Source organism: Afipia massiliensis, assembly GCF_014203115.1.
GTDB classification, from domain to species: Bacteria; Pseudomonadota; Alphaproteobacteria; order Rhizobiales; family Xanthobacteraceae; genus Afipia; species Afipia massiliensis.
On the sequence record NZ_JACHIJ010000003.1, the window covers coordinates 375,162 to 393,402 of the forward strand.

Sequence of the window (18,241 nt, forward strand, 5' to 3'; positions counted from 1 at the left end):
GGGACGCTCGCCGGTCGCGGGCGTCAGATCACGGCCTTCGCCGCAGCGCGCCCTGCATTGCGGCCCGAGAACAGGCAGCCGCCAAGGAACGTTCCTTCGAGCGAGCGATATCCATGCACGCCGCCGCCGCCGAATCCGGCGGCTTCACCGACCGCATAGAGTCCCGGAATGATGTTGCCGTCATTGCCGAACACACGCGAGTCGAGATCGGTCTCGAAGCCGCCGAGCGTCTTGCGCGTCAGGATGTTGAGCTTGACCGCGATCAACGGTCCATGTGCGGGATCGAGGATCTTGTGCGGCTTGGCGGTGCGGATCAGCTTGTCACCGATGTAGCGCCGCGCGTTGTGGATACCCATGACCTGGGTGTCCTTGACGTAAGGATTGTCGATTTCGCGGTCGCGGGCCTCGATCTGCTGTCTGATTGAAGCGGTGTCGAGCAGGCTTGTTCCGCTAAGCTTGTTCATGGCGGCGACAAGATCATCGAGGTTGTCGCGGACGATGAAGTCGACGCCTTTTGCCTTGAAGGCTTCGACGGGATCGGGTGCGCCTTTGTTGAAAGCGCGGCGGATGGTCATGCGCCAGCTCTTGCCGGTCAGATCCGGATTCTGTTCCGAACCCGACAGCGCGAATTCCTTCTTGATGATGCTTTGCGTCAGGATGAACCATGAATAGTCGTAGCCGGTCTTCATGATGTATTCGAGCTGACCGAGCGTGTCGTACCCGGGATAGAGCGGCGAGGGCAGACGCTTGCCGATTGCGTCGAACCACATCGAAGATGGCGCGGGCAGAATGCGGATGCCGTGGCCGGGCCAGATCGGGTTCCAGTTGTGGACCCCTTCGACGTAATGCCACATGCGGTCGCGATTGATCAGGCGCGCGCCGGCGGCCTCGGTGATGCCGATCATGCGGCCATCGACGTGAGCCGGAACACCGGTCACCATGTGCTTGGGCGGGGTGCCAAGACGTTTCGGCCAGTTCTCGCGCACGAGATCGTGGTTGCCGCCGATGCCGCCTGAAGCGACGATCACGGCCTGTGCTTTCAGTATGAAGTCGCCTGTCTCAGTGCGCGACGAACTGACGCCGCGCGGTTCGGACGACAGCTCCAGGATTTTACCGCTCACGCCAGTGGCCGCACCGCCCGCCATATCGAGCGCGTCGACGCGGTGACGGAACTTGAAGGCGATGCGGCCGGTGTTGGCATGTTCGCGGGCACGCCGCTCGAACGGTTCCACAACACCGGGGCCGGTGCCCCAGCTGACATGAAAGCGCGGCACCGAATTACCGTGTCCCATGGCGTCATAGCCGCCGCGTTCGGCCCAGCCGACGACGGGAAATATCCGGTGTCCCATTGCCTGCAGCCAGCCGCGTTTCTCACCGGCAGCGAAGGCGACATAGGCTTCAGCCCATTTCTTCGGCCAGTGATCCTCGTCGCGGTCGAAACCTGCTGTTCCCATCCAGTCCTGCAACGCCAGGTCGTGGGAATCCTTGATGCCCAGCCGTCGCTGTTCGGGGGTATCGACGAGAAACAGTCCGCCGAGTGACCAGAAGGCCTGCCCGCCGAGATTCTGTTCGCCTTCCTGATCGAGCACGATCACGCGCTTGCCGGCATCGGCCAATTCTGTCGCCGCCACAAGACCCGCGAGACCCGCACCGACGACAATCACGTCCGCATCGTTCGCCATTTTTGTTCCCTCAGCCTTGGTGGATAGAAACGCGGCGTGTGAAGTCCGGTCAACGGAAATTCGGTCAAGGACTGACCTTCGGTCGTTCAATGAACCATGCCGCCATGTTCCGATTCGGGATCGTCCGGTGCAAGTGCAGCAAGCTAGCAACACTGCGGCAGAATCCGTCTTTGCATCGCAAGGTGTTCTGGACAAAAATCCGGACTCGCAACACGCTGACGATGCCCCGATCGATACAGGCAGGGGGCGACGGGGCCGGCAATGAAGATTGTGACGGGGTTTCTTGCGGCAGTCCTTCTCCTGGGCGGAGTTGGCGCGAGTCAGGCTGTGGTCCGGATTTCGGAAGATCGCGGCGGCCGGATCGGCACCTACGTCGATAAATACCAAAGCCTCAGGGGTTCAGGCGAGACCGTGGTGATCGACGGGCTGTGTGCGTCAGCCTGCACCATCGTGCTCGGCGCCGTTCCGCACGACAAGATCTGCGTGACGTCGCGGGCAAGTCTCGGATTCCATGCCGCGTGGGATTTCGGGGCAAGCGGCCGGCCGGTCACGAACCGCGAAGCGACCCGAATGCTGTACGACATGTACCCGACCTCCATCCGCAGCTGGATTTCCCGCCGCGGCGGGTTGAAACAGCGCATGATCTTCCTCCGCGGCCGCGAACTCGCGAGCATGTATCGTCCGTGCTATATGGACGCACAGGCTTCGGCGCACGGCCGCTAACGCCAAAAACCGCGATCAAACAGCCTCTTGCTCCCCGTCATGTGATCAGACATGCGGGCGCGGCGCTTGCTCGTCCGGGCTGCGCGCTCTATCCCATGCCCAACTCGGAACAAGCGGCCGGCCCTTCGGCCATGCGCCGCCCGCGAAGGCGGAAGGAACGGATTTGCGATGAACAGGACGACCCGGCCGCTCGTGATTATCGCCGCGTTTGCCGCCAGCCTCGCGATCGGGCTGTTGGTTACGCTGTGGCTGATGGGCGGCCTGCGCGGCGCCGCCGCGCCGGCGGCGATCGGTGGCCCGTTTCGTCTGACCGATCAGGCCGGACAGACGGTAACTGAAAAGAGCCTCATCGGCCGCCCGACGATCATCTTCTTCGGTTTCACGCATTGCCCCGATGTGTGCCCGACGGCGCTGTTCGAAATGTCCGAAGTCCTGCGTGCCATGGGCCCGGACGCAGCCAAGGTGAACGCGTACTTTGTGTCGGTCGATCCGGAGCGGGACACGTCTGCCGTGATGAAGGATTACATCTCGAGCTTCGATCCAAATCTGAAGGGATTGACCGGCAGTCCGGACGAAATCGCCAAGGTGATCTCGGCCTATCGGGTGTATGCCAAGAAGATCCCGCTGAAGGATGGCGACTACACGATGGATCACACCGCGCTGATCTATCTGATGGATCGTAAGGGAAACTTCGTGCGTCCGTTCAATCTGAAGCGCACGCCTGAAGAAGCCGCGACCGATCTCAAGCGTTATCTCTGAGCCGCCCTGCGACGCTCACCGGCTTCGGCTCGACGCTGCGCTGCGATTCGCGAATGCTGCGCGAGGCCATGCTCTGTTTTCTCCCAGTGGTAAGGCTCGGCCAGAAGTTGATAGAGCGCGCGCCACGCCGCGATGGATAGGCAAACCCAATACACGGGCGTGAGGACCAGAACCCACGCCTCTCCAAGCAAATTCCGCTTCGCCAATCCGATCAGCCCGATCGCGATGGTGGTCAGATAGCCCGCCGCGATCGTCGCGAGATAGAGCTCGATGAATGGCTTCGCAAAGAACGGCGCGACGCTGTCGTCAAAAGCGCTCATCACCCCCCGCACCAGAAGTTCGCCAAGCAGGAACGGATGCGCGAGTGCGGTCAGGACATTTCCGCCGACAATGATGTTGAGGGTGAAAAAGCCGCTCGTCCCGGCGTCGCGCCAAAGTTGGCGCGGCGAGCGCATATGCACGCTCCATGTTTGCATCCATCCCTTCATCCATCGCGAGCGCTGGCGCAGCCAGGGGCCGAACCGCGCGGGAGCTTCCTCGTAGGTTGTCGACGGGAACATCACGCTGCGATACTTGAATCGCGCAAGCCGGAAGCCGAGGTCGGCGTCCTCGGTGACGTTGTAAGGATCCCAGCCGCCAACCTCGCGAAGGACGCAGGTGCGGAAGTGATTGGAGGATCCGCCGAGCGGCAGCGGCATCTCGAAATTGGAAAAGCCCTGCAGGAACACGTCGAACTGCCCGGCGTACTCGGCAGTGAACATCCGCGGTATCCAGCCGTCGGCGGTGTTGTCGATACAGAGGCTTGCCTGTGCGCAGGCGACGTCCGATCCATGCGTCCGGAAGACGTCGAGCGCTTCGCGAAGCTGGCCGGGTTCGGGCCGGTCCTCCGCGTCGAATACGGTGATGAAGGTTCCGCGTGCGAAGGTGAGCGCGCAGTTGAGGGCCTTGGGTTTTGTCCGTGGCCCCACGTCCGGTGCGATGATGACCTGGACGTGCGGCATCGGTCCTAGTCTTGCTATCGCGGCGCGGGTCTGCAGATCGTCCGTTTCGATGACGAGCTTGATGTCCAGTTTTTCGCGGGGATAGTCCAGATCATCGAGGTGCTGCATCAGCGGTGCGACCGACGATGCTTCGCGGTAGAGCGCTGCGACCACCGTATAGATGGGAAGCTGACTGTCGTGCAGCCGCGGCAGCCGAGGACGCCGTTTTGGCGGTGAGAAACATCCGGTAAGCCGCAGGCTCGTGAACAGCAGAAACCATATCGCGAGGATTACGCCGAACGCGTCGAGCAACAGCATGGGCGCCAGCGTCAGGAGCACGACGGGAGCGGAAAGCCGCAGCAGATAGCGGAAGAAACGAAACAGACGGCCATGCGAAGCCAGCGCCGGTGCCGCTGACAGGTCGGGGAAACGTGTCGCCAGACCTTTGGCTGCGGTGTCGGCCAACGCATCGCCGGAGTGATATTCGAGGAATGAATTGAAACGCGCGATCGACGTGAGGCGGATGCGCGGACGAAGCAACGGGTATCGCGCAATCAGCCTGACGATGCGGCGGGCGCTGTATCCGTGCGGCGCCGACACATACACCAGTCCTCCGCGTTGCCGGATGGGCAAGAGACCGTGCCGGGCGCAAAGATGAAGGCCGCCGTCGGGCAGCACACAATCGGTGCGGCTGACATTCTCAAGAGTTTCGACGTCTAGTCCGGTATGCACGGCAAGGTGGTCGAGGTAGACGCACTCGTTGATGACGCCCCACTGGATCAGAACGCGATCGGCACCGATGCCGAGATCCTCGCTGCGTTGCTCTGCCGCGGCGAGGAGATCAGGGGCAAGTACGTGCCGCAGGCAATCAAGTTCCACGGCAGGTCCAGGCTCGTGATGTCCGGGCTGATTGTCGTTTTGTGACCGTGGCCGTCCGAGAAAGCCGGCAAGGAAGGTCGTTAGATTCCGGGCGGACGCCGTCAGGCCCGCAAAACGTTGCGGCCTCTCCTCGCCGAACTCGCTTGCCCGCCCAGCCACGGCCATTTGACCGCTACCCCACGCCACAAACGCACTCGAATCGTTCCGTGGATGGTCTATAAGACCCAGCACGCGGAACCCCCAGCCAATGCAACCACAGATGGTATTTGCCTTCAATGTCCGATTGCGCCGTATTGCCGGTGCAGCTGCCGGGTTGGCTGTCTGGTGGGCTGCACTAGGTTTCGCCGCTGGGGTCCAGCCGGTTTTCGCTCAGGGCGCGCCGCCATCTGCGGCTCCGCAGTCGTCGCAGCCAACCGCTATTCCTCAGCCCGCCGCGCCTCAGGCCGTCCCGGGCTTTTGGGATCCACGGCGACGGCCCGACCGGCCGGACCTTTCGCGCCTGACGGTCATCCGCTTCCTGACTGAGACGGATTACCCGCCCTTCAACTTCACTGGCCCCGACGGCAATCCGGCCGGCTTCAATGTCGATCTGGCCCGGATGATCTGCGACGAGATCAAGGTGGCGTGCACGATCCAGATGCGCCGGTTCGAGACGCTGGTGGATGCGATCAACGGCAACCGTGGCGATGCCATCATTGCGTCGCTGGCGGTGACGCCGCAGCTTCGCGCCAAGCTCGATTTCAGCGATCCGTACTACCGCTCGCCGGCGCGCTTCGTGTCCCGGCGGGACGCGGTGATGGCGGAGGTTCGCCCAGAGTATCTCGAGGGCAAGAAGGTCGGCGCGATCGCGGGCTCCTCGCATGAGGCTTATCTGAAGACGTTGTTCACCGACGCGCAGCTTGTCAGCTTCCCCAATGACGATGCGCTTCGCTTGGCGTTGCGCCGGGGTGAAGTCGATTTCGTTTTTGGTGATGCCATTTCGCTGGCGTTCTGGATCAACGGCACCGATTCCGGCGACTGCTGCGCGTTCAGCGGCGGTCCTTTCATCGAGAGCCGCTATTTCGGCGAGGGTGTCGGCATCGGGGTCAAGCGCGGCAACGATCTGCTGCGTCAGGCGCTGAACTGGGCGATGTTCCGGCTCTGGGAGAAAGGCCGCTACACTGATCTTTGGCTGCGCTATTTCTCGGTCAGTCCGTTCTGATCTGGCGACGAGGCACGGTGACGATGGCAATCGGATCGGCAAGGATCAAGCGCACGGGTGCAGCGTTGCTGGCGGCATTCTGCTGGTTTTCGCTGGTGCTTCAGCTGGTGCTGCATATTCAGGTCGCGAGCGGGCTCGGCCTTTCGCTTGTGGAAGCGCTGATCCGTTTCTTCTCCTATTTCACCATCCAGACCAATATCCTCGCAGCGTTGGTGCTGACGGCCTTTGCGATCAAGGCAGGCATGGACGAGTGGCTGGTGCATCCGTTCGTGCGCTCCGCCGTCGCGGTCTATATCGTTCTGGTCGGGATCACCTATCACACCTTGCTGCGCCATCTTTGGGAGCCGAAAGGCGCGCAATGGTTCGCGGACACGGCGCTGCATACAGTGATGCCGGTGGGCTATCTGGTGTTCTGGCTGACCTGCGTCCGCAAGGCGGGGCTTCGCTGGTATGACCCGCTGCTGTGGCTGATCTATCCGCTGTTCTATCTCGGCTTCGTGCTGGTGCGCGGAAAGATGTCCGGCTTCTATCCTTATCCCTTTATCGACGCCAAGACCTTGGGTTATGCAGGCGTTGCGGCTAATACAGCCGGATTGCTGATCGTCTGCGCTGCGATCGGTATGTGTCTGGTGATGACCGGCTGGTGGCTCGCGCGCCGCCAGCCTGCCTAAACCGGCAATCCTTCTAAGCTTGTGAGAGTCTTGATGTCGAATGAAATGCCCGCAACTGCGAGTGACCTTCGGGCGCTTGCCGAACAATCCAACGCCTGGCCGTTCGAACAGGCGAAGCAGATTGTCGCGCGGTTGATGAAAAAGCCGAAGCACGAGGTGCTGTTCGAGACCGGCTACGGTCCGTCGGGGCTGCCGCATATCGGCACCTTCGGCGAGGTCGCGCGCACCACCATGGTGCGTCATGCGTTTCGTGTGCTGACCGACGACAAGATCAAGACCAAGCTTTTAGCGTTCTCCGACGACATGGACGGCCTGCGCAAGGTGCCGGACAATGTGCCGAACAAGGAGATGCTGACGCAGGACCTTGGCAAGCCGCTGACGCAGGTCCGCGATCCGTTCGGCACCCATCCGAGTTTTGGCGAGCACAACAATGCACGGCTGCGCGCGTTCCTCGACACCTTCGGATTCGATTACGAGTTCGCCAGCTCGACCCAGTACTACAAGTCGGGTCGCTTCGACGCGACGCTGCTGAAGATGCTGGAGAACATCGACAAGGTGATGGCGATCATGCTGCCGTCGCTGCGCGAAGAGCGTGCCGCAAGCTATTCGCCGTTCCTGCCGATCTGCCCGCGCACCGGCATCGTGCTGCAGGTGCCGATCGTGGCGCATGACGCCAGGGCCGGTACTGTGTCCTATGACGATCCCGACACCAACGAGCGTGTCACCGTTCCGGTTACCGGCGGGCATTGCAAGCTGCAGTGGAAGCCGGACTGGGCGATGCGCTGGGTTGCGCTTGGCGTCGACTATGAAATGGCGGGCAAGGATCTGATCGATTCCGTCAAGCTGTCGGGAAAGATATGTTCGGCGCTTGGCGGCACGCCTCCGGAAGGCTTCAACTACGAGCTGTTTCTCGACGACAAGGGCCAGAAGATTTCCAAGTCGAAGGGCAACGGCCTCACCATCGACGAATGGCTGCGTTACGCCTCGCCGGAATCGCTGTCGCTGTTCATGTACCGTGAGCCGAAGGCGGCGAAGCGGCTGTATTTCGACGTCATCCCGCGCAACGTCGACGACTACCAGCAATTCATCGACGGCTACCCGCGTCAGGATGGCAAGCAGCGCCTGAGCAATCCAGTCTGGCATATCCACGCTGGCAATCCGCCGCTTGCCGACATGCCGGTGACGTTCCAGTTGCTGCTGACACTGGTGTCGTCGTCGAATGCGGAGAATGCCGAAACGCTGTGGGGTTTCATCGGGCGCTATCGTCCGGGCGTGACGCCGAAGACCCATCCGAAACTCGACGACATGGTCGGTTACGCGATCAACTACTATCGGGACTTCGTGGCGCCGACGAAGAAATTCCGCGAGCCGACCGAGGGCGAGCGCGCGGCCTTGACCGATCTGCGCAACGCACTGGCGCAACTGCCGCCGGAAGCGTCCGCGGAAGATATCCAGAACGTGGTCTATGAAATCGGCCGCCGCGAGCCGTTTCTGGATCAGGTCAAGAAGGGCAAGGATGGCCGTCCGGGCGTTTCGCTCGACTGGTTCAACATGCTCTATCAGGTGTTGCTCGGTCAGGAGAAAGGCCCGCGCTTCGGATCGTTCGTCGCGGTCTATGGCGTCGCGAATGCCATCGCGATGATTGACGCTGCGTTGAAGCGGGCGGAATAGTCTTCGCGCGACCTCGGAGACACGAATGTCCAAGGTGACGCGCGCGACGAAGATGCTGGAACAGGCAGGCGTCGCCTTCACCGTTCATACTTACGACTATGACGGCGACGCTGACCGCATCGGATTACAGGCCGCCGAGGCGCTGGGCGAAGAGCCGTCACGCGTGCTCAAGTCGCTGATGTCGCTGGTCGATGGCAAGCCGGTTTGCGTGATCGTTCCTTCGGATCGCGAAGTGTCGATGAAAAAGCTCGCGGCAGCGTTCGGCGGAAAATCCGCGCAGATGATGAAGCCGGCCGATGCGGAACGCCTGTCGGGATACAAGGTCGGCGGCATCAGTCCGTTCGGGCAAATGCGCGCGCCTCGCGCGGCCATCGAGGAGATGGCGATGGCTCATGATCTGGTGTTCATCAATGGCGGGCAGCGCGGATTGCAGGTCCGGCTTGATCCGCGCGACGCAGCCAGGGTGTTGAGCGCGATCGTTGCGCCGCTGGTGGCTTGACGCGGAGCGTTACTGGCTCGCCCAGACGATGCGCGCGATCCACTCGACGTTCTTGGCGTCGATGATGCGGTCCTTGTGTGCCGGATTGAGCGATTGCAGCTCGATGACTTTCGCGGTCCGGCGTTTCAGTTCCTTGACTGTGACCTCACCGTCCTTGGTTTTCACCACGACACGGTCGCCGCGCCGGATCGGTGAGCCGGGCGAGACGATGATGACGTCGCCGTCGCGATAGGCCGGCTTCATCGAGTCGCCGGAAATTTCCAGCGCGTAGGCGTGTTCGTCGTTGACCGAAGGAAGCCCGACTTCATCCCAGCCCTTGCCGACGGGAAAACCGCCGTCGTCGAAATAGCCGCCAGCACCGGCTTCGGCGAACCCGAGAAGCGGCACCGCCTGCACCGAGCGCGCAGTATCCTCGATGAACTGCACAAAGGTATCGACGGTGGTGCCGGTAGCGGCCAATGCCTTCGCCACCGATTCGGTCGAGGGCCAACGCTCGCGCCCGTCCGGCGTGATGCGTTTCGATTTGTTGAAGGTGGTGGGGTCGAGGCCCGAGCGTTTGGCCAGCGCGGATGCTGACAGGCCTGCACGTTCGGCAAGCCGGTCGAGCGCATTCCAGATTTGATCGTGGGTCAACATGAGGGTGGCCGGATGTCTGGCCCAGCCGACCGGACCGGGCAGTGAATTTTATCAAGAACTAGGAATTATTACCTCGAATCGGATGGTTCTGCAATGCATAGCGATCACCTGAACGCTGTCCTTGAAGTGGCCGGAGTGCGCCGATAGGGTCTGCGGGGCTTCCGCCCGCGCTCCGAAAAATTCCGAACGAATTCAAGAACTAGCGAGAACCCGGCGACCGTGTCCACCATCTATAAAGTTTGTTCGGCGTCGGCCTGGCGAGAGGCCGAGCGCCAGGGCGCCTTTCGCGGCAGCGCCGACGACCGGCGCGACGGGTTCATCCATTTTTCAACGGCGTCCCAGTTGGCAGGAACCGTCGCCAAACATTTCGCCGGGCAGGCAGGACTGTTTCTGATCGCCGTCGATACCGATGCACTGGGCGAGGCGTTGAGATGGGAGCCTTCGCGCGGTGGCGAACTGTTTCCGCATCTCTACGGCGAACTCGATACCGGTGTGGTGATCGAGATTCGCAACCTGCGCGCCCGCGCTGACGGCTCGCACGATATTCCGGAGTGGACCTCGTGATCCGCGCTTTCGATGCCCTCACATTGCCGCTGCTGCGCCGGCTCGATCCGGAGGATGCGCACCGGCTGGCGATCGGTGGGTTGCGATTGTTGCCGCCGGGGAAACCGCGCGCCAGCGATCCGAAACTCGCGGTGCGGGCCTTCGGTCTGAATTTCCCCAATCCCGTCGGCATGGCCGCGGGCTTCGACAAGAACGCCGAAGCGCCGGACGCGCTGCTGCGGTTGGGCTTTGGCTTTGTCGAGATCGGTTCGGTGACGCCGAAACCGCAGGATGGCAATCCGCGCCCGCGGTTGTTTCGGCTGGAGCAGGATTCCGGCGTCATCAACCGGATGGGTTTCAACAATGACGGCGCGGAGGCCGTGTTGCGCCGGCTCGCGACGCGCGCGCGCCATGGCGGCATCGTCGGCGTCAATGTCGGGGCCAACAAGGACTCGGTGGATCGCACGGCGGACTATGTCAGGCTGATCGAACTGTTCGCGCCGGTGGCGAGTTATTTCACAGTCAACGTATCGTCGCCCAATACGCCGGGCTTGCGAAACCTGCAACAGGCAGCGGCGCTGGACGATCTTCTGGCGCGCGTGATCGATGCGCGCGAGCGCGTACGCAAGAATGCGGGTGATTCTCCGCTACTTTTGAAGATCGCGCCCGATCTAACGCTGCAGGAACTCGACGACGTGGTTCACATCGCGCGCTCGCGCCGGGTCGACGGCATGATCGTCGCCAACACCACGCTGGCGCGGCCTGAGACGCTGCGTGATCAGGCGAAGGCGAAGGAGCAGGGCGGATTGTCGGGGCGGCCGCTGCTGCGGCTGTCGACGCGGATGGTGGCGGAAACCTATGTGCGGGCCGAAGGCGCATTTCCGCTGATCGGCGTCGGCGGCATCGATTCCGGCGGTGCGGCGCTGATGAAGATCCGCGCCGGCGCGACCCTGATCCAGTTGTATTCGTCGCTGATCTACAAAGGCCTCGGGCTGGTGGAAGACATCAAAGCGGATCTCGTATCGACGCTGCGGCGGACCAGCCGCGAGAGTCTCTCTGAAATCGTCGGCGCGGATGCGGCGACGATTACTGCGGAACCCTGGCCGGATTAAGCGCGCCGTCGCCGAAAGAAGCCTTGAACAGCGCGGGATAACGCAGCGCCTGCAGGCCGCCGCGCGCAACGTAATGGACGAGAAGCGCCGTCCAGAGACCAGCATTGCCGAATGGTCGCAGAAGAGCCCACGCGGCGAGGAAGATCACCAGCGACAGCAGCATGAGATTGCGCATGTCGCGCGCCCAGGTCGCGCCGATGAAAATCCCATCATAGGCGAATGCGAAAAAGCCCACGATCGGCGCGAGGATCACGAACACAAGATAGGCGTTTGCCACGCGCTGAATGTCGGGGTTTGACGTCATCAACGCAATCAGGCCCGATCCGAAGAAGAAATAGGCGGTGGTCACGGCCAGTGCGAAGACAGATCCCCACAGCATAACGAGCTTGGTGGCAGTCAGGAAACCCTCGCGGTCGCGCTGACCGTAAGTCCGCCCGCAAATCTGCTCAGCGGCATTCGCGATGCCATCGAGAAAGAAAGCGCTGATCAGAAGGAAGTTGTTGAGGACGGCGTTGGCCGCCAGCACGGTGTCGCCGGCGCGTGCGCCCTGCGACGTAAAGAAGAGAAATGCCGCGATAAGTGCGGCGGTGCGAATGAGAATATCGCGGTTGACCGAGAACATATGCAGGAGCCGCTCGCGGTCGAACAGCCGGTCGGCGCTGATATCGAACACGCGGCCAAGCAGGCGCCAGGCCAGTATCGCACCGACAATGAATCCGGCTGTTTCGGCGAGGACCGCGGCAATCGCTGCACCGGCAACGCCCTTATTGAGCACAAGGACCAGCCACACCGTCAGCGCGATGTTGGCCGCATTGATCAGGATTTGAAGAGCAAGCGCGGTTTTTGCGCGCGCCTGACCGACGAACCAGCCGAGAAGAGCATAGTTGCCCAGCGCCATCGGCGCGGACCACAGCCGGATCGCGAAGTATTCGCGTGCCGCGGCGGTCACCGGCTCGCTGCCTCCCATCAATGACAGGACGACAGTGCCGAGAGGCTTGCTCACTGCGATCAGGAGAAGGCCGATCGCTGTCGCGACGATGATGGCGCGAAACAGGGTTGCGCGGATCTCGGCATGATCCCGCGCGCCCAGGGCCTGCGCGGTAAACGCGACGGTGCCCATGCGCAGGAAGCCGAACAGCCAGAACAGGCAATCGAAAACGACCGACGCGATGGCAACGCCGCCGAGCAGCGCGGGGTCACCCAGCCTGCCGATACAGGCCGTCGCGACGACGCCGAGCAGCGGCGTCGTCAGATTGGCCAGCATCGCCGGACCGGCGATGCTGAAAACCTGTCCGGTTGTAACTTTGGCCGTGTCTCTCAATCAGCGTGGCCGCTGGGTGCTGAACAGCCGCGAGATCAGCCAGATCGGGATCACGATCACCGCGCCCAGCAGGAAATAGCGCCACACACCATTGATGAAGTCGAAGCCCAGATTCCAGACCCAGTCGATCAGGCGGCGGATGCTGTAGACGATGTTCCACGGATCGAAGCCGATTGCGGCGAGCACGACGCCGACCAGCAGCGACAGCAGCACCAGCCTCAGCAGCACCGCCAGCGGCGAACCGCCGAGGAAGCGCGACAGGGTGTCGTCGTTCCTGGTTGGCAATTCCTTCACATCGTCCGGCATCGTCGTCTCCTGAATGGGTGCGTCAGCGCACAATAGCACGCCACATGGGGAACTGTCTCGCCGCCGTCAATGGCCGTCGGCGGTCGCCGGAGAGGAAATCCTGCTCTCGGAGATTAACATCCGTTCAAGTGTTTCCAGCCGATCTGCATCGCGCGGTGGTTTATCCCAGCGCAAGCGGTTGATGCGGGGAAAGCGCATGGCAACGCCCGACTTGTGCCGCGCCGACCGAGCCAGCCCTTCGAACGCGACCTCAAGCACCAATCCCTGATCCGGTTCGTGCACCACGTGACGCACCGGACCGAATTTCTCGGTGGTGTGGCGGCGGACGAAACGGTCGATTTGAATCAACTCTTCGTCGGTGAAGCCGAAATAAGCCTTGCCGACCGGCACGAGCTGATCGGCGCCATCGATGCTGGTCCAGACGCCAAAGGTGTAATCCGAATAGTACGACGAGCGTTTGCCGTGACCGCGCTGCGCGTACATCAACACGGCGTCGATGATGTGTGGATCGCGTTTCCATTTCCACCACTGGCCTTTTGGGCGACCCGGCAGATAGGGTGCGTCGCGCCGCTTCAGCATGACGCCCTCGACAGCGTCCGAATCTTCGCCGGCTCCGGCGCTGGCAGGATCGGCGCGCGCGGCGGCAAGATCGTCCCAGGTCTTGAAGGACACCTGCGGCGACAGATCGATCCGCGGGTCGGCAAGCTGCGCGACAAAGGCTTCCAGTTTCGTTCGTCGTTCGCTGAACGTCAGCATGCGCAGATCGTTATCACCGTCGCTGAGCAGATCGTAGGCGCGCAGATGGATCGGACAATCCCTCATCAGCTTCGGCGTCACGGATTTCCGGTTCAGTCGCTGCTGCAACACATTGAACGTCTGCACCCGCCCGTCGCGCAGCACCAGCAGCTCGCCGTCGAGCGCGCCGGGCAACCTCAAGGATGGCACCAGATCGGGAAAGCTTTTGGTGATGTCCTCGCCGGTGCGTGAATAGAGACGTGTAACGGTGTTGTCTTTCTCGTCGCGTCCGCTGACCGCCTGCACGCGGATGCCGTCCCATTTCCATTCGGCGGTGAAGTCTTCCGGCGCGAGATTTGCGAAGTCGGTGTCCTCGATGGCGTGTGCCAGCATCACCGGACGGAACGGGGCGGGATCGCGGTTCACTGGCTTGTCGGCGCAGCCTTCGAGCCATGCGAACAGATCGAGATACGGAGGTGCTAATCCGGGCCAGATCAATTCGACATCGTGGGCATCCTTATCGCCGACTGCCGCCGCCGCTGTTTTCGCCAGCCGCGCCGACACGCCGATGCGCAGGCCGCCTGTAACCAGCTTCAAGAGTGCCCATCGGCCGGTCTCGTCAAGCTCATCGAGCCAGCGCACCAGTTGCGCGGGGATTTCGGTCTTGCCCAGCGTGTTGAAGGTGGTGACCACTTCGGTCAATGTCGGCGGGGGCGGCGAGTTCGTGGCCCGCTTGTCTGCCGGCCACATCAGCGCGACGGTCTCCGACAGGTCTCCGACGTAGTCATAGGACAGCGCGAACAGCGTGGGATCGGTGCGTTCCGCGATCAGATCGCGAATGAGGCCAGCCTTGGCGTGCCGAAACGACAGCGCACCGGTGAGCGCCGCCAGTGCCCAGCCGCGATCCGGGTCCGGCACCTCGCGAAAGTAATTCGTGATCAGCCGCAGCTTGTTGTTGCGTCCGGGCTCGTAGGCAAGGCGGTCCAGCAGATGCGCGAAACGGTTCATGGCGCGGCAGCCTCGTCCGCGGCCGCGCTGTCTTCGTCCTCGTCACCATAGCCGACCAGAGCAAGCGGCCGCGCCTTCAGGCCCTTCGACTGGCACCAGTGCACCAGCGCGTCTTCCTCTCCATGCGTGATCCAGACTTCGCCGGCACCGGTCGCATCAATCGTCGTGCACAATCCATCCCAATCGGCATGATCGGAAATCACCAGAGGCAGTTCGATCCCCCTTTGCCGCGCGCGTGCGCGAACCCGCATCCAGCCCGATGCAAAGGCGGCGACCGGATCGGGAAATCGCCGTGTCCAGATGTCGGTGATCGCGGTGGGCGGCGCGAAGGTGATGGTGCCGGCGAGGTCGGCCTTTTTCATACCCCTCGCCAGCCGCAGATCGCCGAGATCGATACCACGGCTCTCGTAGTAGCGTGTGATCGTCTCCATCGCGCCGTGGAGGTAGATCGGCGCGGCGTACCCTGCCGCGCGAATGAGGGCGATGACCCGCTGCGCCTTGCCGAGTGAGTATGCGCCGACCAAGTGGGCGCGTTCGGGAAACAGCGCCACCGATGCCAGAAGTTTCGCAATCTCGCCTTCGACGTTCCCGTGGCGGAATACCGGTAATCCGAATGTCGCCTCCGTAATGAATACGTCGCATGGCACCACCTCGAACGGCGTGCAGGTCGGATCCGCGGTGTCCTTGTAGTCGCCCGATGCGACGATTTTGGTCTTGCCGTGGGTCACGGCGATCTGCGCCGAGCCCAGCACGTGCCCCGCCGGGTGGAAAGTCGCGCTGACACTGCCGAGCTTGATGGTTTCGCCGTAAGAAATGGCCTGCGTGCTTCCAGCGAAGTTATCGCCGTAGCGCAGCCGCATCATGTCGAGGGTTTCCTGCGTGGCCAGCACTGCGCCGTGGCCGGGGCGGGCGTGATCCGAATGGCCATGGGTGATCAGCGCCCGCTCGACCGGCCGCACCGGATCGATATGAAAGCCGCCGGGCTTGCAGCACAGGCCAGCGGCGACGGGCATGAGGATGTCTTGCGGACGCATGGACTTCATATAGGTTGTGCGGGCCTTCATTCGAGCCTTGGTTTGCAACGCTCAGGCTCAGCCGCTTACTCCCCCAGGATCAATTTTGCCCTTTAATTCTGCCAATCAGGTTCAGACCAAGTCCATGCCAGCCGCGTTGTTCCTGTCCTCGGGAAATCTTATCGCCGACCGGCGCTTCGATTTTGGACGCGATCTGATGCTGCGCGGCGACCTTGCGGCGGCAGCAGAATTAATGGAGCAAGCGATTGAACTGGAGCCGGGCTTCGCATCGGCGTGGTTCATGCTTGGAGATTTGCGCGAACAACTCGGCGCCTGGGACGAGGCCATTGTCGCCTACACCCATGCCTGCCAGTCCGATCCTGACGACAGGCACGGCGCGAAGCTGCGGTTAATGCGGCTAGGTGCGGAGGAAGTCTCCTCCATGCCGCCCGGCTATGTGCGCGCGCTGTTCGATCAGTACGCGCCGAGGTTCGACAAGACGCTGGTGCAGGATCTGGACTATTGCGGCCCGCAGGTGCTCTTGAAGGCGGTGCTGGCGGCTCGTCACGCGGCAAGGCTGCCGGCGCGTTTCAAGCGGGCGATCGATCTCGGATGCGGTACGGGGCTGGCCGGGCGCGAGTTTGCCTCATTATCCGATGAATTGATCGGGATCGACCTGTCGTCCGGCATGATCGAGCGCGCCCGCGCTACCGGCCTTTATGCACGGCTCGACGTCACGGATATGTTGCAAGGTCTGTGCGCGGAGAGCGAGGCCAGCGCGAATCTCGTCATCGCGGCTGACGCTTTTGTCTACGTGCAGAAACTGGAGCCGTTGCTCCGCGAGGCTGCGCGCGCGCTGAAGCCGCAGGGGTTGCTGGCGTTTACGGTGGAGACCCACCCGGGTGAAGGCGTCATTCTCGGGCGCGGGCTGCGCTATGCCCACGGCGAGGCCTATCTGCGCGATGCGATTGCCGATGCCGGATTGACGGCATGTGCGATCATACCAGCATCCACCCGGATCGAGGCGAACGAGCCCGTGCCGGGATTCGTGGTGACTGCGAGCAAGGCATAATCGGCTTCGAGCCTGCCTCAAGACGAGTCTCTCATTGGGTCCGCAGCGCCAAAACGCAAGACAGCGGCGTGATGCCCGGCAGGATGCCGTGATCTGCGTCCGATCCGGAATGAATAGGCCCGGAAAATCAAAGGCATCGCAGAATGCCGCGAAAACAATTCAGGGAGACAACAACAAGATGAAAACGACGATGAAATCGTTCACTGCCGGTGCTGCGCTTGCAGCCGCTGTTCTGATGGCGGCGTCAGCTGCGCACGCGCAGAAGAAATACGACCCGGGCGCGAGCGACACTGAAATCAAGTTGGGCCAGACCGTGCCGCATTCGGGTCCAGGTTCGCTCTATGGTGTGCTGGGCCGCGTCGCGACCGCCTACTTCGAAATGATCAACGAAAAGGGCGGCATCAACGGCCGCAAGGTCAAGATGCTCTCGCTGGACGACTCCTATTCCGCTCCCAAGACGGTGGAAGCAACGCGGCGGCTGGTGGAACAGGAAGAGGTGCTGGCGCTGTTCGGCTCTCTGGGCACCGCGCCGCAGACCGCCGTGCACAAGTATCTCAACTCCAAGGGTGTGCCGCAGCTCCTGCTGAATACCGGCGCGTCCAAGTGGAACGATCCCAAGAACTACAAGTGGACCATGGCGGGCTTGCCGCTCTATCCGACCGAGGCGCGCATTCTTGCCAAGCACGTCCTGAGCGTGAAGCCGAATGCCAAGGTCGCGATTCTCTATCAGAACGACGATTTCGGACGTGACTTCCTCGGTCCGTTCAAGGAAGTGCTGGCGCAGGCCGGCGGCAAGGCCACCGTCGTCGCGGAGGCCACCTACGATCTCACCGATCCGACGATCGATTCGCAGATCATCAACCTGTCCAAGTTGGGCGCCGATGTTTTCTTCAACATCACCACCGGCAAGGCGACATCGCAGTCGGTCCGCAAGGTGGCCGAACTCGGCTGGAAGCCGCTGCATCTGTTGACGGCCGGCTCCACCGGCCGCTCGATCCTCAATGCCGCGGGCCTTGAGAATGCCACCGGCATTGTCGCCATGCGCTACGCCAAGGAGGTCGGCGTGCCGCGCTGGGAGAAGGACCCGGACGTGATGGGCTTCGAGGAACTGCGCAAGAAGTATCTGCCGAATGTCGATCCCGACAACACCATCGCCTATGCAGGTTACGGGCAGGCGGTGACCATGGCGGAAATCCTGCGCCGCTGCGGTGACGATCTGACCCGGGCCAACGTGCTGAAGCAGGCGCAATCGCTGGCGGGCTTCCATTCGCCCTACATGCTGGACGGCATCACCTACAGTTTCACGCCGGATAACTACACGCCGATGAAGACGCTCCACATCGCGATTTTCAACGGCAAGGACTGGGATATTTCGGACAAGCCGGTCACCGAATAACACCCGAGGGCGGAGGCGGATCGTCCGTCTCCGC

The 18,241-nt window shown here is 62.3% G+C and carries 17 protein-coding genes; 10 read left to right on the forward strand and 7 right to left on the reverse strand.

Going from position 1 to position 18,241, the window contains the following annotated elements; genetic code table 11:
• Nucleotides 1–23: 23 nt before the first annotated feature.
• A complete protein-coding gene (locus HNQ36_RS11345) occupies nucleotides 24–1,682 on the reverse strand; it encodes an FAD-binding dehydrogenase (RefSeq protein ID WP_184084977.1) in 1,659 nt (552 codons plus the stop codon).
• A 261-nt stretch (nucleotides 1,683–1,943) separates the two neighbouring features.
• On the opposite strand from HNQ36_RS11345, the gene HNQ36_RS11350 reads away from it, so the two are divergent.
• Complete coding sequence (locus HNQ36_RS11350; protein ID WP_184084981.1) at nucleotides 1,944–2,405, forward strand: hypothetical protein; 462 nt, start codon at nucleotides 1,944–1,946, stop codon at nucleotides 2,403–2,405.
• Between the two features lie 168 nt (nucleotides 2,406–2,573).
• The gene (locus tag HNQ36_RS11355) at nucleotides 2,574–3,164 is read left to right on the forward strand and encodes an SCO family protein (RefSeq protein ID WP_046828429.1); all 591 of its coding nucleotides are present in this window, start codon (nucleotides 2,574–2,576) and stop codon (nucleotides 3,162–3,164) included.
• Here the strand turns inward: HNQ36_RS11355 and HNQ36_RS11360 are convergent.
• Nucleotides 3,155–5,188 (reverse strand): glycosyltransferase family 2 protein, encoded by a 2,034-nt coding sequence (locus tag HNQ36_RS11360; RefSeq protein ID WP_184084984.1) that lies wholly within the window; start codon nucleotides 5,186–5,188, stop codon nucleotides 3,155–3,157. The genes HNQ36_RS11355 and HNQ36_RS11360 overlap by 10 nt on opposite strands.
• Nucleotides 5,189–5,270: 82 nt before the next feature.
• On the opposite strand from HNQ36_RS11360, the gene HNQ36_RS11365 reads away from it, so the two are divergent.
• Genes HNQ36_RS11365 through ybaK form a run of 4 tightly spaced genes read left to right on the forward strand, consistent with a single transcriptional unit; the run spans nucleotide 5,271 to nucleotide 9,065 of the window.
• Nucleotides 5,271–6,224 carry a transporter substrate-binding domain-containing protein gene (locus HNQ36_RS11365; RefSeq protein WP_184084987.1) on the forward strand — a complete coding sequence of 318 codons (954 nt, stop codon included), beginning with the start codon at nucleotides 5,271–5,273 and terminating at the stop codon, nucleotides 6,222–6,224.
• A gap of 23 nt (nucleotides 6,225–6,247) precedes the next feature.
• Nucleotides 6,248–6,895, forward strand: coding sequence for a Pr6Pr family membrane protein (locus HNQ36_RS11370; protein ID WP_184085931.1), 648 nt, complete (start codon nucleotides 6,248–6,250; stop codon nucleotides 6,893–6,895).
• Nucleotides 6,896–6,928: 33 nt separating this feature from the next.
• The gene (locus HNQ36_RS11375) at nucleotides 6,929–8,566 is read left to right on the forward strand and encodes a lysine--tRNA ligase (protein ID WP_184084990.1); all 1,638 of its coding nucleotides are present in this window, start codon (nucleotides 6,929–6,931) and stop codon (nucleotides 8,564–8,566) included.
• 25 nt (nucleotides 8,567–8,591) lie between these two features.
• Nucleotides 8,592–9,065 carry a Cys-tRNA(Pro) deacylase gene (ybaK, locus tag HNQ36_RS11380; protein ID WP_184084992.1) on the forward strand — a complete coding sequence of 158 codons (474 nt, stop codon included), beginning with the start codon at nucleotides 8,592–8,594 and terminating at the stop codon, nucleotides 9,063–9,065.
• Between the two features lie 9 nt (nucleotides 9,066–9,074).
• Here the strand turns inward: ybaK and HNQ36_RS11385 are convergent, their stop codons facing one another.
• Entirely contained in the window at nucleotides 9,075–9,701 is a 627-nt protein-coding gene (locus tag HNQ36_RS11385) for a S24 family peptidase (RefSeq protein WP_184084995.1), read from the reverse strand.
• A 219-nt stretch (nucleotides 9,702–9,920) separates the two neighbouring features.
• Here HNQ36_RS11385 and HNQ36_RS11390 point away from each other — a divergent pair, with 219 nt between their 5' ends.
• Nucleotides 9,921–10,265, forward strand: a complete 345-nt coding sequence (locus tag HNQ36_RS11390) for a DUF952 domain-containing protein (protein WP_184084998.1) — start codon at nucleotides 9,921–9,923, stop codon at nucleotides 10,263–10,265.
• Entirely contained in the window at nucleotides 10,262–11,356 is a 1,095-nt protein-coding gene (locus HNQ36_RS11395; protein WP_184085001.1) for a quinone-dependent dihydroorotate dehydrogenase, read from the forward strand. The genes HNQ36_RS11390 and HNQ36_RS11395 overlap by 4 nt, the downstream gene beginning before the upstream one ends.
• On the opposite strand, the gene HNQ36_RS11400 is transcribed toward HNQ36_RS11395, so the two are convergent.
• The 4 genes from HNQ36_RS11400 to HNQ36_RS11415 form a co-directional block, all read right to left on the reverse strand.
• On the reverse strand, nucleotides 11,331–12,620 hold the full coding sequence (locus tag HNQ36_RS11400) for an MATE family efflux transporter (protein ID WP_184085004.1): 1,290 nt from the start codon (nucleotides 12,618–12,620) through the stop codon (nucleotides 11,331–11,333). The two genes, HNQ36_RS11395 and HNQ36_RS11400, sit on opposite strands and share 26 nt — an antisense overlap.
• A 57-nt stretch (nucleotides 12,621–12,677) precedes the next feature.
• On the reverse strand, nucleotides 12,678–12,983 hold the full coding sequence (locus HNQ36_RS11405) for a DUF6460 domain-containing protein (RefSeq protein ID WP_184085006.1): 306 nt from the start codon (nucleotides 12,981–12,983) through the stop codon (nucleotides 12,678–12,680).
• 66 nt (nucleotides 12,984–13,049) lie between these two features.
• Nucleotides 13,050–14,726 carry a cisplatin damage response ATP-dependent DNA ligase gene (locus HNQ36_RS11410; RefSeq protein ID WP_184085009.1) on the reverse strand — a complete coding sequence of 559 codons (1,677 nt, stop codon included), beginning with the start codon at nucleotides 14,724–14,726 and terminating at the stop codon, nucleotides 13,050–13,052.
• On the reverse strand, nucleotides 14,723–15,760 hold the full coding sequence (locus HNQ36_RS11415) for a ligase-associated DNA damage response exonuclease (protein ID WP_184085933.1): 1,038 nt from the start codon (nucleotides 15,758–15,760) through the stop codon (nucleotides 14,723–14,725). Before HNQ36_RS11415 ends, HNQ36_RS11410 begins: the two co-directional genes overlap by 4 nt.
• A gap of 124 nt (nucleotides 15,761–15,884) precedes the next feature.
• On the opposite strand from HNQ36_RS11415, the gene HNQ36_RS11420 reads away from it, so the two are divergent.
• On the forward strand, nucleotides 15,885–16,811 hold the full coding sequence (locus tag HNQ36_RS11420) for a class I SAM-dependent DNA methyltransferase (RefSeq protein ID WP_184085012.1): 927 nt from the start codon (nucleotides 15,885–15,887) through the stop codon (nucleotides 16,809–16,811).
• Between the two features lie 190 nt (nucleotides 16,812–17,001).
• Nucleotides 17,002–18,207: an ABC transporter substrate-binding protein gene (locus HNQ36_RS11425; RefSeq protein WP_430641364.1), complete on the forward strand. Its 1,206-nt coding sequence runs from the start codon at nucleotides 17,002–17,004 to the stop codon at nucleotides 18,205–18,207.
• Nucleotides 18,208–18,241: the final 34 nt, after the last annotated feature.

What these genes read in the sequence shown, in the direction of transcription:
- HNQ36_RS11400 (WP_184085004.1), bottom strand. Translation starts at nt 12,620, where the DNA reads ATGCTGGCCAATCTGACGACGCCGCTGCTCGGCGTCGTCGCGACGGCC.
- HNQ36_RS11425 (WP_430641364.1), top strand. Translation starts at nt 17,002, where the DNA reads ATGAAATCGTTCACTGCCGGTGCTGCGCTTGCAGCCGCTGTTCTGATG.
- HNQ36_RS11405 (WP_184085006.1), bottom strand. Translation starts at nt 12,983, where the DNA reads ATGCCGGACGATGTGAAGGAATTGCCAACCAGGAACGACGACACCCTG.
- ybaK (WP_184084992.1), top strand. Translation starts at nt 8,592, where the DNA reads ATGTCCAAGGTGACGCGCGCGACGAAGATGCTGGAACAGGCAGGCGTC.
- HNQ36_RS11415 (WP_184085933.1), bottom strand. Translation starts at nt 15,760, where the DNA reads ATGCGTCCGCAAGACATCCTCATGCCCGTCGCCGCTGGCCTGTGCTGC.
- HNQ36_RS11370 (WP_184085931.1), top strand. Translation starts at nt 6,248, where the DNA reads ATGGCAATCGGATCGGCAAGGATCAAGCGCACGGGTGCAGCGTTGCTG.
- HNQ36_RS11355 (WP_046828429.1), top strand. Translation starts at nt 2,574, where the DNA reads ATGAACAGGACGACCCGGCCGCTCGTGATTATCGCCGCGTTTGCCGCC.
- HNQ36_RS11345 (WP_184084977.1), bottom strand. Translation starts at nt 1,682, where the DNA reads ATGGCGAACGATGCGGACGTGATTGTCGTCGGTGCGGGTCTCGCGGGT.
- HNQ36_RS11350 (WP_184084981.1), top strand. Translation starts at nt 1,944, where the DNA reads ATGAAGATTGTGACGGGGTTTCTTGCGGCAGTCCTTCTCCTGGGCGGA.
- HNQ36_RS11420 (WP_184085012.1), top strand. Translation starts at nt 15,885, where the DNA reads ATGCCAGCCGCGTTGTTCCTGTCCTCGGGAAATCTTATCGCCGACCGG.
- HNQ36_RS11365 (WP_184084987.1), top strand. Translation starts at nt 5,271, where the DNA reads ATGCAACCACAGATGGTATTTGCCTTCAATGTCCGATTGCGCCGTATT.
- HNQ36_RS11360 (WP_184084984.1), bottom strand. Translation starts at nt 5,188, where the DNA reads ATGGCCGTGGCTGGGCGGGCAAGCGAGTTCGGCGAGGAGAGGCCGCAA.
- HNQ36_RS11385 (WP_184084995.1), bottom strand. Translation starts at nt 9,701, where the DNA reads ATGTTGACCCACGATCAAATCTGGAATGCGCTCGACCGGCTTGCCGAA.
- HNQ36_RS11375 (WP_184084990.1), top strand. Translation starts at nt 6,929, where the DNA reads ATGTCGAATGAAATGCCCGCAACTGCGAGTGACCTTCGGGCGCTTGCC.
- HNQ36_RS11410 (WP_184085009.1), bottom strand. Translation starts at nt 14,726, where the DNA reads ATGAACCGTTTCGCGCATCTGCTGGACCGCCTTGCCTACGAGCCCGGA.